This window comes from Ochrobactrum sp. WV_118_8 (genome assembly GCF_039631535.1).
Lineage (GTDB): Bacteria > Pseudomonadota > Alphaproteobacteria > Rhizobiales > Rhizobiaceae > Brucella > Brucella anthropi.
Genome location: NZ_JBDIUZ010000001.1, coordinates 2,283,916 through 2,299,119, shown reverse-complemented (window position 1 = coordinate 2,299,119; position 15,204 = coordinate 2,283,916). Strand labels below are relative to the sequence as shown.

Sequence of the window (15,204 nt, the reverse complement as noted above, 5' to 3'; positions counted from 1 at the left end):
GTGGACCTCGCAATATGACCGCTCTGGCGGAAGTGCCTTATAAATCGCATATAGTGCTGACAAGCCGCGAAACGGTGACTATTTCATGACTTCGAGCATATTAAACACATTCGAGCAGGAATAACCGAGTCGGATGATAAAAAGCACCCCTGAAGGCAAAGACGCGCCGCAAAGTTCGATGCGCACCGCGGAAGGAACCGGCGGGCTGGAAGCCCTGATTGCGCGCGCCCATGCGGATGCGCAAAGTGGTCCGGCGACGAAAGAGCGCGGAATCCCGCCTGTTGAGCGCTGGAACCCTGACTTTTGCGGCGATCTCGATATGGAAATCAAGGCTGATGGCACCTGGTTCTATATGGGTACGCCGATTGGGCGCAAACAGCTTGTGCGGCTGTTTTCGACTGTGCTGCGCAAGGACGACGACGGCCAGACCTATCTCGTAACTCCAGTGGAAAAAGTCGGCATTCGCGTCGAGGATGCGCATTTTGTTGTCGTCGAGATGGAAGTGTCTGGCGAAGGCGATGCGCAGGTGCTGACCTTCCGCACCAATGTGGGAGATGTCGTGACCGCCGACGCGCAACATCCCCTGCGCTTCGTGATCGAGCGGACAAGCGGTGGATTGAAGCCCTATGTGCTGGTTCGTGGGCGGCTGGAGGCGCTGATTGCGCGTGCTGTGATGTATGATCTGGTGGCGCTGGGCGAAGAAATCGAAGTCGACGGCGTGCCGACATTTGCGGTTCGCTCTGGCGGCGTGGTCTTTCCGATCATGGCTTCCGATGCGCTGGAGGCTGCACTGCAATGAGTGAATTCCCAGCCTTTTCAGCCGGTGATTTTGCCGAGCGGGTTCGGCAGTGGCGTCCCAGCCGGGATGATCTGACTGGCGATCATTCGCTCAATCCCGATATTACACAATTAATGACGATGGCTAAGATGCGCGACGCCGCCGTGCTGGTGCCGGTGGTGGATCGCGGATCGGAAGCCACACTGCTTTTGACGCAACGCACCGATACGCTGCGCAAGCATTCCGGTCAGATCGCCTTTCCGGGCGGCGCAATCGACCCGGAGGACGGCACGGCGGAACGGGCTGCACTACGCGAGGCGAATGAGGAAATCGGGCTTGCGGCGGATCGTGCCGAGATCATCGGCAATCTGCCGCGTTATCTCACCGGTAGCGGGTTTTCGATCACGCCCATTCTGGCGGTGGTGAAAACGCCGTTCGACGTGCATCCGAACCCGGATGAAGTCGCCGATATTTTCGAGGTGCCGCTTTCCTTCCTGATGAACCCGGAGAACCATCGGCGTGAAAGCCGGGTATTCAACGGCAAGGAACGCTTTTATTACGCCATGCCTTATCACGAGCGATTCATCTGGGGGGCGACCGCCGGTATCATTCGCGGACTTTATGAAAGGCTCTACGTTTGAGCGAGAGTATGAATATTTCCGGCAAGGCGGACTGGCTGAAAGCAAAGCCGTTGCAAGCCCTGTTCAAGGCGCTGAACCGCGATGGCGGCGAGGCGCGTGTCGTGGGTGGCGCAGTGCGCAACACGCTGCTCGGCACCAAGGTGAGCGATGTCGATCTGGCAACGACGCATTTGCCGCAGGATACGGTGAGGCTGGCAAATGAAGCCGGTTTCAAGCCGGTGCCGACCGGTATCGAGCATGGCACGATCACTGTTGTCGTGCAGGGCCATCCGTTCGAGGTCACGACGCTGCGGCAGGATATTGAAACCAATGGCCGCCATGCCAAGGTCGCCTTCGGCACCGACTGGAAAGCCGATGCGGAACGGCGCGACTTCACCATCAATGCACTTTATGTGACGGCTGATGGCATCGTGATCGATGATGTGGGCGGGCTTGGCGATATTGAGAGCCGGACACTGCGCTTCATCGGCGATGCGGAACAGCGCATTCGAGAGGATTACCTGCGCATCCTGCGCTTTTTCCGCTTCTTCGCCTGGTATGGTTCGGGACGGCCCGAGGCTGAGGGCTTGCGCGCCAGCGCACGATTGAAGGACGGTCTTTCACAACTTTCCGCCGAACGGGTCTGGTCGGAACTGAAGAAACTCCTGTCCGCTCCCGATCCGTCGCGCGCGCTTTTGTGGATGCGACAGGCCGGTGTCTTGAATCTCATTCTGCCTGAAAGCGAGAAATGGGGCATCGACGCCATTCATGGGCTGGTGCGGACCGAGGCCGATCTTGGCTGGCAGCCTGATCCGCTGCTGCGGCTTGAAAGCATTATTCCACCCGACAGCGTGCGGATGGAGGAGATGGGCAAGCGGCTGAAAATGTCCAATGCGGAAAGGGCGCGGCTTGAAGCCTGGGCACGGGCCGATGCGGTCAAGCCGGAGCTTTCCGAGCAAGCTTTGAAGAAGACTATCTATCGCGGCAGCAAGCAGGCTGTGCTTGACCGCATTCGTCTGGCCTATGCGGCGGCGAGGGCCGATGCCGCGGGCAGCGACGATGCGATGATCCGCGCCGGTGGTTTCGCACGTCTTCTCGATGCTGCCGAACATTACGATGCGCCTGTTTTCCCTGTCACGGGCAGTGATCTTCTGGCTTTGGGCATTGAAAAAGGCCCCGGTCTTGGAGAAACATTGCGGTCTCTCGAAACTTTCTGGATTGACTCCGGTTTTAGTCTTGACCGTGCCACGCTTCTGGACAAACTTGATCGCGGTTAGAGCGGTTTCGCTCTAACCGCTTTTTCTCAGGCATTTCCGAACACAAAACCGTGTCTCACTTTTGTTGGAAATGCCCTGAAAATGAATAGCTAATGGCTTGCTTGCAAATTTCAGCCGTAGTTTCATCGCTTTATAGCTGGAGCATGTTTCCCAAAAGTGGGAACCGGTTTTGGGGCGAAACATACCCAAAACAGGCCCAATACTGGCAAAGAAAACTTTTCAGCGCGCGTTTTGAAAGAATATGAGATGTCCAACCCCGATACATCGATACAAGACAAAGCAGCGACCGATCCGAAGCAGAAGTTTGGCACCGAAGGCATCGCCGCCATGGACCGGCCAAGCCCGATCACCCGTTTTTTCATGGGGATCGTATCCTGGGCCGAAGGTCTCAATCTGAAATATGCCAAGCTCGGCAATCCGCCCGTCTACGACAATGCGACTTTCCCTTGGTCCGCCGAGATCGAGAAGGAATGGCCTGCCATCCGCAAGGAGCTGGATACGATTCTGCTGCGTCAGAGTGAGCTGCCTTCCTTTCAGGATATTTCGACCGATGTGAAAACGATCTCGACCGATAATCGCTGGAAGACATTCTTCCTGCTCGGTTTCGGTGTGAAGTCGGAACAGAACATCAAGGCATGCCCGGAAACCTGGCGTATCGTGAACAAGATTCCCGGCCTGACGACGGCAATGTTCTCCATCTTCGAACCGGGCAAGCATCTGCCGCCGCATCGCGGACCTTATAATGGCGTGCTGCGCCTGCATCTTGGTCTCATCGTGCCGGAACCGAATGACCAGCTTGCCATCCGCGTGGACAATCAGGTCTGTCATTGGCAGGAAGGCAAGGTGCTAATTTTCGACGATGCCTATGAGCATGAGGCGTGGAACCATACCGACAAGACGCGCGTGGTCCTTTTCGTCGACTTTGTGAAGCCGCTCAAGTTCCCGGCTCGACTGGTCAACTGGTGCCTGATGAACCTTGCGATCTTCACGCCGTTCATCAAGGAGGGGCTCGATAACCACAATGAGTGGGAAAAGAAGTTTTATGCGGAAGCCGAAAAGCTGCGCAACCAGCCGAAAAACTGGACGGTTTGACAGCGGCGCTCAGCGCTTATAAATGTGCAGGAGGGCTTATCGCCCTCCTGTTTTTATGTGTTCCCTGCCGCACTGCCATTTTGGGTTTTGCCGGGAATACCATGACGAGGAATTGTTGATGCCGGAGATTGTAGGAAGCCTTTGATCGTTCCGAACAAGCTGCAAGATGGCAGGCGCTGAGAGCGTCTGACTGGCAGTGTTCAGGAGCGGAAACGGCATTGGCCGTGGATGGTTCACCATCCGCGAGAGCTGGTGCTTGTCATGGTTTCCATCCAGGCAAGAACAACAATGAATATCTCACGCATGGAACAGCGCGTCTTGCACGTGCTGGCGCAGGGCGGTTACATCCGCCATCTGCGCGAAGACGGACATATCTGCGAAATCGAATGCTTTACCCGTGAAGGCTATCTGCTTTCCGATTGCACGATGGCAGTTTTCCAGCAATTGCGCCGTAAGCGGCTGATCGAATCCCGAATGGGCAGTCCTTATCGCATCTCGTTCAAAGGGCGCGAAAATGTTCGCGCTCAGCTCAATAACCGGTGAAGGAGAGCGTCATGCATATTCGCAAGGAAACGTCTGAAGACGCCGCCGAAATCCGTCACCTCACGGATGAGGCATTCCGCACCGTGGCTTACAGCAACCAGAAGGAAGGAGAGATCGTCGATGCGCTTCGCGCTGCAAAGGCACTCACTCTGTCGCTGGTTACCGAAGATAAGGGCGAAATTCTGGGTCATGTCGCATTCTCGCCCGTCCTGATCGGCGGCGAGGACAAGGGCTGGTACGGGCTTGGCCCTGTTTCGGTCTGTCCAGACCGGCAAGGCGAGGGGATCGGCGGCAAGCTGATCCGCGAAGGCCTTGCGCTATTGCGTGCGACTGGAGCTAAAGGCTGCGTTCTTCTGGGTGATCCCGGCTATTACGGTCGTTTCGGCTTCAAGGCCGATGCGCGGCTGAAACTGCCGGGTGTGCCCGCGGAATATTTTCAGTGTCTGGCCTTCGGGCCCGATATGCCACAGGGCGATGTCGCCTATCATACCGCATTCAACATATAAAAAAGGGCCGGGAAACCGGCCCTTTTCGTTCAGTTTTTTACGGCCACTTCACCACAGGCGGCATGGAAGACAGGATGGAATTCACATTGCCACCGGTCTTGAGGCCGAAGATCGTGCCGCGATCGTAAAGCAGGTTGAACTCGACATAGCGGCCACGGCGGATGAGCTGTTCGTTGCGATCCGCGTCGGTCCAGTCCTTGTTGAAGTTCTGGCGCACCAGATGCGGATAGACGACCGAGAAACCGCGTCCCACGTCGCGCGTATAGGCAAAATCCGCGTCCCAGCCGCCTTTTTCGTCCGGCGAATGCAGCCAATCATAGAAGATGCCACCGGTGCCACGGGGTTCATTGCGATGCGGCAGGAAGAAATATTCGTCGCACCAGTCCTTCACGCGCTGATAGTCGACGATGTCCTTGTGCTTCTCGCAGATGAAACGGAAAGCCTTGTGGAAGGCGAGTGTATCGGGATCGTCCTGCGTGCGGCGGCTGTCCAGAACTGGCGTCAGGTCGGCACCGCCGCCGAACCACTGGCGCGTGGTCACGACCATGCGCGTGTTCATGTGGACGGCAGGCACATTCGGGTTTTGCGGATGGGCGATGAGCGAAATGCCGCTCGCCCAATAACGCGGATCTTCCTCTGCGCCGGGAATCTGCTTGCGGAACTCCGGCGAGAACTCGCCATAGACCGTCGAGACATGCACGCCGACCTTTTCGAAGACACGGCCATGCATGATCGACATGACGCCACCGCCGCCACGGCCTTCGTCCTTCTGCCAGGGCGTGCGGACGAAACGTCCGGGCTCACGATCTGAAAGTGGGCCCTGCAATTCATCTTCAAGTTGTTCGTAGCTTGCACAGATACGGTCGCGCAGTTCCTCGAACCAGCGCTGTGCCGCCTGTTTCTTCTCTTCGATGTCCGCGGGGATGATTGCTGGAATTTCGTCGCGTTGCATTGTCTGTTTCCTTCCGGCGCGGTTTGCCGGATCGCTCGGCGGTATCAGGCAGCCAAGGGTAAATGGATGAACTATTATTTCTTGGCTTATCAAAGTCCGCTGCAGGCGCAAAGCACGAAGCGCGCGATCACAGGGTAGTATAGACCCTCTCCCCAAGAAAAGACTCGTCTTTGTAGACCCGCTCCCCTATCTTTCTCTACCTAGGGTTTGGAAGTCATTCATTTCCGGTTTTGCCGGGAGGGCATAGCATGACAGCAGCACCGCCCCGTCCACCGCTCGAAGGCTTGCGCAAGCAGCTGCAGAAGAGTCGCGCCCAGAAAGGCCTGAAGCAAAGCCGGATGCCGCGCGACGGTTTCGTTCGCGAGACATTCACCCTGCCGAGGCTGGCGGCACGTGAAAAAGCGCGTGAATGGTTCGAGACATTCCCGAAAGCGGCCTACTGGACGGAAATCGAGAGCTGGTGCGAGCGCCCGGATGACGTGATCGAGTTTACCATGCGCCGGCTGGCGACTGCGGATTAGCGAACTGGTTCAGCCCAGCGGCTTAATTCAATGAATCGAGATTCCAATTAGGACATTGTAAAAACGCCCTGCGGCAAAAGCCCGGGGCGCTTTCAATTCTGGTTCGTTATATCGTTACCCGTTTTGCCTCACGTTGGAAGCTTTGGTTTCAACGTGAGTCTGTTCGACACGATCGAAACAAAGTTCTAGAATTTTACTTTCAGGCCAGCTGATACAGTTGCTGCCTGAAGCGAAGCGCCAGCGCCGTCTGGCACGAAGCTCACCGTGTTGTCGGAGTGATCGAAAGTTTGGGTGTCACCTCTCATTTTCAAGTGCTTTTCAAACCCGGCAGTGACGTAAAGGCTTGTTTGTTCGTTAAACGAATAGGAAGCGTTGGCTTGAAGTTCAAAGTATGGCGCACTGTCAAATGTTTCGTTGAAACGCAGGTTGCGTAGCCAGTGATCGTCGACATCTTTGCCGGAAACGGTGACACCAACACGTCCGAGAGCGCTGAACGACCATCGATCCAGCTTGGTGGTCCATTCAGAACCAATGAAAAGCGCAGGCAAACGCTGTTCGTAACTTATTACTTTTCCGTCAGAAAATGTTCCTTCAGTGTCACGAAAATCGGTCGAACTGTAGACATAATCGCCGCCATAAGCCGTCCACTTCACGTTCGTATACTTAAATCCGCCATGAATATTCAGCGTATTCTGCGGATTGATAACGAAGTTATGCCCCAGGGCGACATCAAAACTGATGTAGCGGTCTAAATCGGTTTCACTTAGAGAGTGATCTGTCCAGTTGTTAAAGTCGTATCCGCTGAAACCACCCACGTCGGAAAGCCAATCATAATCGTGTAAATTTCCGCTTCCAGTCAGACCGACGTTCAAGTTTCCTGAGAATGTAAGGTCAGAACCAATGTCTGCCGTTATCTTGCCGTTTAAGATCGGCATTTGAGACTTCCAGATAAGATGACTTATTCTATTGTCTTCGTCGTAGACTAGTTCGTCAGCTTTGATCCAGGAGTATCCGATGCTTCCAGAAAATGTATAATTTACATCTGTGGTTTTCTGATTTGAAATATCCGCCGAAATGGCATTGCTGCAGTTCAAAGAATATAAAAAAATAAAGAATATAATTTTCTTCATTATCTAGCCCCATATCAATTATAGTGTAATTTGAGATGGAGTAATTTTTATAATACTTTGAATCAACCGCTTGTTTGAGCTGGCAATTTATATTCAAAAAAACTGCCAGCTCAATGATTGGAGTTTTATTTCCCTGCAGTCTGCGGTGCTTTTTCCCATGCATTCCAGTTCTGGATGATGCTGTCGGCATAGGCCTTCCCGACGCGATAGGCGTTGGTTGTGGCGAGCGGGAAGCCGCCGGAATTTGCGGCAAGCGATTCAGCAGCCGTCTGGTCCTTGCCCTGACGGTCGAAGTTCGACGCGGTGCGCAGCAATGCGATGCGGTTGAAATCGAGCTTGCCAGCGTCGGCAGCCCGTTTCAGCGAGGTCAGCGTGGCATTGTCTTCCATCTGGGATGTGCAGTAGTCGGCCTTGCCGTCGGTCAGAAGCTTTGACCATTCGGTCATGGCTTCGCCGAGCTTCGCGCCGTGCCAGTAGGTATCGCCCGAAGCGGTATCGCAGATCGTGACCTTTGGTGCGTCGGTCGCCGCTTCCTGCGTGTAGTGCTTGCGGTATTCCTTCGCTGCGTCGCTATCGAGAAGTTCGATGCCCTTGGTTGTTGCCAGTGCGTAATCGGCCAGCTTGCCGTTCAGTTCGAAGACTTCAGTGCCGGCAGCCCATTTCGGCTTTTCGCCGGGCTTTGCAGCGCCGAGGCCGAAAAAGTCCGTTGGCCAGCCTTCCGGTGCTTCCCGAATGTCGATGCGGTGGTTCAGATTGGCATCGACGGAATATTTTGCCCAATGCGCCGATCCGAGTGTGCCGTGCTTCGGGTCGACACCGGCAATGCCTGCGATCAGGAAATAGGTGTGCGAGAGGTCGAGCTTGTCGCTCAGCGCCATAGCCGCCGTCGCGCTTGCGGCATTGGCGAAGCCCATCGCCGTCGTCATGTGGCAGAGGCCTTCGGCGGTGCAGTCGATCTCTGGATATTCGGGGCTCAGGCCCGGCAGCTTGATCTTCTGCGTGAATTTTTCGCCTTCAAGCCATGGCTTGGCTTCTTCGCCGAACATGGTGATGACCATCACCTTTGGCGCGATGGGCGAAGCCTCCTTGGCGAAAGCCGGAGCGCTTGCCAGCAGGGAAGCGGCGGAAGCAGCAAGAGTGAGTGTACGAACAGACAGGTTCATGGACGAAGCGAGCCTTTCAGACCGGATGGGGCGGGGGTGCTTTGCGAAGCCGGTCCTTTCGCGAAGCGCAATTCTGGCGTTGTCATTCCTGCCGGAGGGAATCGACCTTGTCCCTCCGCTGGCGCAGAGCTTCGCCTGCCGTCATCGCAACCGAAACCGCAAGATTTAGCGATCTCGCGCCGGGCATCATCGGGATCAGAAGCCGTGCATCGGCGGAATTGTGGACATTGTCGGGTACGCCCGACGACTCACGCCCGAAGAGCAGAATGTCATTTTCCTGAAACCGATAATCCGTATAGGGGATCGCTGCCTTGGTGGACAGCAACACGATCCGGCGCTTGGCCTGCAGGCGCCAGTCTTCGAAGTGGTGCCAGTCCGCATGGCGAGTGAGGGTTGCCTGCTCCAGATAGTCCATGCCGGCACGCTTCAGGGACCGGTCGGAAATGTCGAACCCGGCAGGTTCGATCAAGTCGACCGCGAAGCCGAGGCAAGCGGCCATACGCAGGATGGTTCCCGTGTTGCCGGGAATGTCGGGCTGGTAAAGTGCGACGCGCAGTTCCATATGATGCGGGTAACGCGAAATGCAGATCGCCGCAAGCACCGAAAGCGGCAATAGCCGGAACATCAACAGCTCCGGTGTCGTGATTTCTACAGAAAACATCTGTAGAAATATTCCCGTTTTGTTCCTCTTCCGTCTTGGCAATTCTTCCGGGACCACCTAAAAGGTGCACCATGTTCAGATGGTTTGAAAAACGACTCGAAGCCTATCCCGAAGAGCCGCCCCGCGAGCCCCCGCGCGGACTGGTAGCCTTTTGCCTTTATTATACCCGCGGTGCCTGGCCGTGGATCATCGGCATGGCAATCTTCACCACGCTCATCGCCGTGATCGAAGTGTCGCTCTTTGCCTTCATGGGCAATATTGTCGACTGGCTGTCACATCAGTCGCGAGAGACATTTCTGAGCAATGAAGGCTGGCGGCTTGCGCTGATTGCTGGTGTTGTTCTGGTCGTCCTTCCGGGCGTGGTACTGATCCATTCGCTGCTTATCCACCAGACATTGCTCGGCAATTATCCGATGCGCGTGCGCTGGCTGATGCACCGTTACCTGATCCGCCAGTCGATGGCTTTCTTTCAGGATGAGTTTGCCGGGCGCATTTCAACCAAGCTGATGCAGACTGCGCTCGCCGTTCGTGAAACGGTGATGAAGCTTCTGGACGTGCTCAACTATGTGATCGTCTATTTCGCGGGTACGCTGTTCATTGCAGCGTCTGCGGATCTGGTGCTGATGATCCCGTTTGCCGTCTGGCTCGTCGTCTACATCATATTGCTGCGCGTTTTCATCCCGCGTCTGCGCGTGATTTCGGAACAGCAGGCCGATGCGCGTTCATCGATGACGGGACGTATCGTTGACAGCTACACCAATATCGCAACCGTGAAGCTTTTTTCGCATTCAAGCCGGGAAGAATCATATGTGAAGGAAAGCCTCGATGGCTTCCTCGGTACGGTGCATCGGCAGATGCGACTCATCACTTTGTTTCATTTCACGCTCTATATGGCGAACTGCATTCTGCTGTTTGCGGTGGGTGCAATCGGCATCCAGCTCTGGATGAATGAAGCGATTTCCGTTGGCGCCGTTGCTGTGGGCATTGGTCTGGTTCTGCGCCTCAACGGCATGTCGCAGTGGATCATGTGGGAAATGTCGGCCCTGTTTGAAAATATAGGTACGGTGGAGGACGGGATCACGACGATTGCGCGTTCGCATGAGGTCGTGGACGTCCCCAGTGCACCGGCATTGCAGGTGACCAGAGGCGAACTCGACTTCGACAAGATCGGCTTCCATTACGGCAAGGGCAAAGGGGTTATCGAAAATCTCACGCTCACGATCCAGCCGGGCCAGAAAGTGGGTCTGGTTGGGCGGTCCGGTGCTGGCAAGTCCACGCTGGTCAATCTGCTGTTGCGCTTCTACGATCTGGAGAAGGGCCGCATTCTGATCGATGGGCAGGACATCTCCAAAGTCACGCAGGATTCGCTTCGCGCCAATATCGGCATGGTGACGCAGGATACCTCGCTTCTGCACCGTTCGGTTCGTGAGAACATCATGTATGGGCGGCCGGATGCGACCGAAGAGATGCTCCAGCAGGCCATTCGTCTGGCGCAGGCCGACCAGTTCATTCCGCTGCTGACCGACCCGAAGGGACGGCAGGGGCTGGATGCGCATGTCGGCGAACGGGGAGTCAAGCTTTCCGGCGGACAGCGCCAGCGCATTGCCATTGCGCGTGTGATGCTGAAGGATGCGCCGATCCTCATTCTGGACGAGGCGACCTCGGCGCTCGATTCGGAAGTCGAAGCAGCCATTCAGGATAGTCTCAACACCTTGATGGAAGGCAAGACCGTGATTGCCATCGCGCACCGCCTTTCCACCATTGCGGCGCTTGATCGTCTCGTGGTGATGGACAAGGGGCGCATCGTCGAAGATGGCACGCATGAGGAACTTGTGGCGCTCGGCGGCATTTATGCAAGTCTATGGGCCCGCCAGTCCGGCGGTTTCCTCGGATTCGATGAAAATCCCGAGGATGCGCTGGTACAATAAGGACAGAAGCCATTGATGAAAGCGGTTTACAGCCTGTTCGAACGTTGGGTCGATCCCTTTCGTGAACCGGACCGGCTGAGACCGCCTTCAAGCACTCTCGGCTTTCTCTGGCATTATGCGAGGCAAGCGAAATGGCCGCTCGCCGTTTCGCTTGCGGTTGGCGGATTGCTGCCGCTGGTCGAGGCAGGCTTGTTCTATTTCACAGGCAGGCTGGTCGATATTCTCGATCAGGTGGGTAAGGGTGGCGTCGAACGAAGCTGGTCGGCGCTTTTGCAAGCGGCAGGGCCAGAACTTCTGTTCATGGGCATAACCGTCCTTGTAATCCGCCTCGTCGTGACGGCGATCAACACGCTGCTGGAAGAGCAGGTGATGGGTCCCAATTTCTATAACCTGATAAGATGGCAGGCCAATTCATATGTATTACAGCAGTCCTATGGGTTTTTTCAGAATGATTTTGCAGGGCGTATAGCAACCAAGGTCTGGCAGGCCGGTCAGGCTGCAGGAGATTTCATTCAAAGCTTGATCCAGGTCGTATGGTTCATGCTCATATACAGCATCAGCACGCTATTTCTAATTGGAAGACTGGACTGGACGCTGGCAGCGGTCGTGCTGGCATGGATTGCAGTTTTCATTTTGATCGCACGTCATTTTCTGCCGCGAATCCGACGCCAGGCGGAAGCTTCTGCCGAAGCGGGGTCGCTGATAAACGGACGCTTGGTTGACAGCTATTCCAACATCCAGACAATCAAACTGAATACCGTCAATGACGATGTTCAATATTTGCGCGACGGTTTCAAAGGATACATTGCTGCGCTTCTTCCGTTCATGCGTTCACTCACCGGCGTTCGGGTTTCGCTCACGGCACTTTCCGGCCTGATGATCGTGACGGTTGCGGCGATTGCCATCGATTTGTGGACGCGCAATGCCATCACGGTCGGGCAGGTGTCGTTCACGCTTGGCCTCGTGCTGCGCCTCAATATGCTCCTTGGCCGTCTCATGATGCAGCTCAATGGCATGCTGCGCCAGCTCGGACTGATCGAGAATTCCATGCGGCTGGTTTCTGCTCCGCTCGGTCTTGAGGATAGGCCCGGTGCCAAACCCTTGCAGGTGACTAAGGCGCGTATCGATGTTCAGGATGTCACGTTCCACTACGGCAAGGCTGCGGGCGTTCTCGACAATATCAACCTCACTGTGCGCGGTGGTGAACGCGTCGGTCTCGTCGGGCATTCCGGGGCGGGCAAGTCTACCCTCGTAAATCTCATCCTGCGCCTATACGATGTCGAGAAAGGCGCGATCCTCGTGGACGGTCAGGACATTCGCGATGTCACCCAGACCTCGCTGCGTCGGGCGGTCGCGGTCGTCAGTCAGGAAACTGCATTGCTGCACAGGTCGCTGCGCGACAACATCATGCTGGCGCGCGACGATGCGACCGACGAAGAACTGCTGCAGGCAGCACGTCAGGCCGAAGCCGATGGGTTCATTGCCAGTCTGGAGGATTTCCAGGGGCGGCGGTCGTTCGATGCCTTTGTGGGCGAGCGCGGCGTCAAGCTTTCCGGCGGGCAGCGCCAGCGCATTGCTATCGCTCGCGCTATTTTGAAGGACGCGCCAATCCTCATCCTCGATGAGGCAACTTCCGCACTCGATTCGGAGGTCGAAGCTTCGATTCAGGAGAATTTGAAACGCCTTATGGATGGAAAGACGGTTATTGCGATTGCTCACCGCCTTTCCACCATCGCAGCGCTCGATCGTCTCGTTGTGATGGATCAAGGCCGCATCGTGGAGGAGGGAACGCATGACGAACTTATCGCCCGCGGTGGCATCTATGCGGGACTTTGGGCCCGCCAGTCGGGCGGTTTCATAGGGAGGAACGGTGAAAGCTGAAAGCTTTCCACTGTCTGTAATGCGTTATCGCTTTGCTGTGCATTCCCTGAATTGAGCAAGCAAATCCGCCTGCGACATCGTGCCGTCATAAGGGGTTGGTGTCTGGACAAGCGATTTTTACGCGCATAAACCGGATAGTGAAATGGAGGGAATTTCGTCCTGTGAGCACTTGCAGGACTACTTTTGCGCAAGTGCAAAAGAGGACGAGGGGAGAGTTCAATTGAACATGCAGGTTGAAAAGGAATTGGCACGTGAGCGCACACGACACGGCTGAGCCGACACGGCGTGATTTTTTGTATATTGCGACGGGAATGGCCGGTGTCGTCGGAGTTGGCGGACTGGCCTGGCCGTTTATCGACCAGATGCGTCCGGACGCTTCGACACTCGCGGCTGCGTCCATCGAGGTTGATGTTTCGTCCCTGACGGAAGGAGCATCGCTAACTGTCAAATGGCGTGGTAAGCCGGTTTTCATTCGTAACCGCTCCGCCAAGGAAATCGAGGATGCCAAGACAACCGCTCTTGGTGATCTCAAGGATCAGAACGCACGTAACGCCAACCTCGCAGCGGATGCGCAGGCGACCGATGTCGCCCGCTCGGCAGGCGAGGGCAAGGAAAACTGGCTGGTGATGATCGGCGTGTGTACCCATCTGGGTTGCGTGCCGCTCGGTGAATCCGGTTCTTTCGGTGGCTGGTTCTGCCCATGCCATGGCTCGACCTATGACACTGCCGGACGTATCCGCAGTGGTCCGGCTCCGGAGAACATGCACATTCCGCAATATGCGTTCGCTTCCGATACGGTCATCAGGATCGGCTAACAGGTCTTGGGGAGAGAAGACATGAGTGGTGGACACTCCACATACACGCCGAAGACCGGCATCGAAAAATGGGTGGACGAACGGCTTCCCTTGCCGCGTCTCGTCTATGATTCCTTCGTGGCCTATCCGACGCCGCGTAACCTGAACTACATGTACACTTTTGGTGGCATTTTGAGCTTCATGCTCATTTCGCAGATCCTGACCGGCGTTGTGCTGGCCATGCATTATGCTGCCGATACGGGCATTGCGTTCAATTCCGTCGAAAAGATCATGCGCGACGTCAACTCCGGTTGGCTGCTGCGCTACATGCACTCCAACGGTGCATCCTTCTTCTTCATTGCCGTCTATCTCCATATCGCTCGCGGTCTCTATTACGGTTCCTACAAGGCGCCGCGCGAGCTTCTGTGGATTCTGGGCGTGGTGATCTTCCTTCTCATGATGGCTACCGCCTTCATGGGCTACGTGCTACCATGGGGCCAGATGTCCTTCTGGGGTGCGACGGTTATCACCGGCTTCTTCACGGCTTTCCCGATCATCGGCGAACCGATCCAGCAGCTTCTGCTGGGCGGCTTTGCGGTCGACAATCCAACGCTCAACCGCTTTTTCTCGCTCCACTATCTGCTGCCGTTCATGATTGCCGGTGTCGTCATCCTGCACGTCTGGGCGCTGCATGTGACGGGTCAGACCAATCCGACCGGCATTGAAGTCAAATCCAAGACCGACACGCTGCCGTTCACGCCTTATGCGACCATCAAGGACGCTTTCGGCGCGCTCGTCTTCTTCGTGTTCTTCGCCTACTTCGTCTTCTACATGCCGAACTTCCTCGGTCATCCGGATAACTATATCCCGGCCGATTCTCTGAAGACACCTGCTCACATCGTTCCGGAATGGTACTTCCTGCCGTTCTACGCGATGCTGCGCGCCATCACCTTCAACATCGGCCCGATCGACTCGAAGCTCGGCGGCGTTCTGACCATGTTCGGTTCGATCGCAATCCTCTTCGTCGTGCCGTGGCTCGATACGTCGAAGGTTCGTTCGGCTGTCTATCGTCCGTGGTTCAAGCTGTTCTTCTGGCTGTTCGTGATCAACGCCATCTTCCTCGGCTGGCTGGGTTCGCGTCCTGCGGAAGGTTCCTACGTCTTCATGGCGCAGCTGGGTACGCTCTACTACTTTGCTTTCTTCATCATCATCATGCCGGTCATCGGCCTGATCGAAACGCCGAAGCGTTTGCCGAACTCGATCACCGAGGCGGTTCTGGAGAAGAGCGGCAAGGCCGGGGTTACCCCCGTGGAAATCCCTGTTGAAACTCGGGGCTGAACCAGCGAGAGAGATGAAGG

15 protein-coding genes are annotated in these 15,204 nt (G+C 56.0%); 11 read left to right on the top strand and 4 right to left on the bottom strand.

Translation table 11 applies throughout. The features are described 5' to 3' along the window. Nucleotides 1-133: 133 nt before the first annotated feature. The 6 genes from ABDF71_RS11155 to ABDF71_RS11130 all read left to right on the top strand — a co-directional run bounded on the left by ABDF71_RS11155 (nt 134) and on the right by ABDF71_RS11130 (nt 4,816). A complete protein-coding gene (locus ABDF71_RS11155; protein WP_151663628.1) occupies nt 134-799 on the top strand; it encodes a DUF1285 domain-containing protein in 666 nt (221 codons plus the stop codon). Continuing rightward, a complete protein-coding gene (locus ABDF71_RS11150) occupies nt 796-1,419 on the top strand; it encodes a CoA pyrophosphatase (protein WP_029929155.1) in 624 nt (207 codons plus the stop codon). Before ABDF71_RS11155 ends, ABDF71_RS11150 begins: the two co-directional genes overlap by 4 nt. Continuing rightward, nucleotides 1,416-2,675: a CCA tRNA nucleotidyltransferase gene (locus tag ABDF71_RS11145; RefSeq protein ID WP_192799914.1), complete on the top strand. Its 1,260-nt coding sequence runs from the start codon at nt 1,416-1,418 to the stop codon at nt 2,673-2,675. Before ABDF71_RS11150 ends, ABDF71_RS11145 begins: the two co-directional genes overlap by 4 nt. A 246-nt stretch (nt 2,676-2,921) precedes the next feature. Then, nucleotides 2,922-3,767, top strand: a complete 846-nt coding sequence (olsC, locus tag ABDF71_RS11140) for an ornithine lipid ester-linked acyl 2-hydroxylase OlsC (protein WP_151663629.1) — start codon at nt 2,922-2,924, stop codon at nt 3,765-3,767. A 288-nt stretch (nt 3,768-4,055) separates the two neighbouring features. Beyond that, nucleotides 4,056-4,310 (top strand): YjhX family toxin, encoded by a 255-nt coding sequence (locus ABDF71_RS11135; RefSeq protein WP_010659599.1) that lies wholly within the window; start codon nt 4,056-4,058, stop codon nt 4,308-4,310. 11 nt (nt 4,311-4,321) lie between these two features. After that, on the top strand, nt 4,322-4,816 hold the full coding sequence (locus ABDF71_RS11130; RefSeq protein WP_151663630.1) for a GNAT family N-acetyltransferase: 495 nt from the start codon (nt 4,322-4,324) through the stop codon (nt 4,814-4,816). Nucleotides 4,817-4,853: 37 nt separating this feature from the next. On the opposite strand, the gene hemF is transcribed toward ABDF71_RS11130, so the two are convergent. Continuing rightward, nucleotides 4,854-5,768 (bottom strand): oxygen-dependent coproporphyrinogen oxidase, encoded by a 915-nt coding sequence (gene hemF, locus ABDF71_RS11125; protein ID WP_010659601.1) that lies wholly within the window; start codon nt 5,766-5,768, stop codon nt 4,854-4,856. A gap of 248 nt (nt 5,769-6,016) precedes the next feature. Here hemF and ABDF71_RS11120 point away from each other — a divergent pair, with 248 nt between their 5' ends. Next, nucleotides 6,017-6,289 (top strand): hypothetical protein, encoded by a 273-nt coding sequence (locus tag ABDF71_RS11120; protein WP_010659602.1) that lies wholly within the window; start codon nt 6,017-6,019, stop codon nt 6,287-6,289. Nucleotides 6,290-6,474: 185 nt separating this feature from the next. On the opposite strand, the gene ABDF71_RS11115 is transcribed toward ABDF71_RS11120, so the two are convergent. The 3 genes from ABDF71_RS11115 to ABDF71_RS11105 all read right to left on the bottom strand — a co-directional run bounded on the left by ABDF71_RS11115 (nt 6,475) and on the right by ABDF71_RS11105 (nt 9,144). Then, nucleotides 6,475-7,419 (bottom strand): omptin family outer membrane protease, encoded by a 945-nt coding sequence (locus tag ABDF71_RS11115; RefSeq protein ID WP_036563636.1) that lies wholly within the window; start codon nt 7,417-7,419, stop codon nt 6,475-6,477. 125 nt (nt 7,420-7,544) lie between these two features. Continuing rightward, entirely contained in the window at nt 7,545-8,582 is a 1,038-nt protein-coding gene (locus ABDF71_RS11110) for a purine-nucleoside phosphorylase (RefSeq protein WP_151663631.1), read from the bottom strand. 82 nt (nt 8,583-8,664) lie between these two features. Then, a complete protein-coding gene (locus ABDF71_RS11105) occupies nt 8,665-9,144 on the bottom strand; it encodes a tRNA (cytidine(34)-2'-O)-methyltransferase (RefSeq protein ID WP_010659606.1) in 480 nt (159 codons plus the stop codon). 170 nt (nt 9,145-9,314) lie between these two features. Here ABDF71_RS11105 and ABDF71_RS11100 point away from each other — a divergent pair, with 170 nt between their 5' ends. From ABDF71_RS11100 to ABDF71_RS11085, 4 genes are all read left to right on the top strand, one after another. After that, complete coding sequence (locus ABDF71_RS11100; RefSeq protein ID WP_010659607.1) at nt 9,315-11,171, top strand: ABC transporter ATP-binding protein; 1,857 nt, start codon at nt 9,315-9,317, stop codon at nt 11,169-11,171. A gap of 15 nt (nt 11,172-11,186) precedes the next feature. After that, nucleotides 11,187-13,052 (top strand): ABC transporter ATP-binding protein, encoded by a 1,866-nt coding sequence (locus tag ABDF71_RS11095; protein ID WP_151663632.1) that lies wholly within the window; start codon nt 11,187-11,189, stop codon nt 13,050-13,052. Between the two features lie 251 nt (nt 13,053-13,303). Next, nucleotides 13,304-13,867, top strand: a complete 564-nt coding sequence (gene petA / locus ABDF71_RS11090) for a ubiquinol-cytochrome c reductase iron-sulfur subunit (RefSeq protein WP_010659609.1) — start codon at nt 13,304-13,306, stop codon at nt 13,865-13,867. A 21-nt stretch (nt 13,868-13,888) separates the two neighbouring features. Further along, a complete protein-coding gene (locus tag ABDF71_RS11085) occupies nt 13,889-15,184 on the top strand; it encodes a cytochrome b (RefSeq protein ID WP_010659610.1) in 1,296 nt (431 codons plus the stop codon). Nucleotides 15,185-15,204 lie beyond the last annotated feature (20 nt).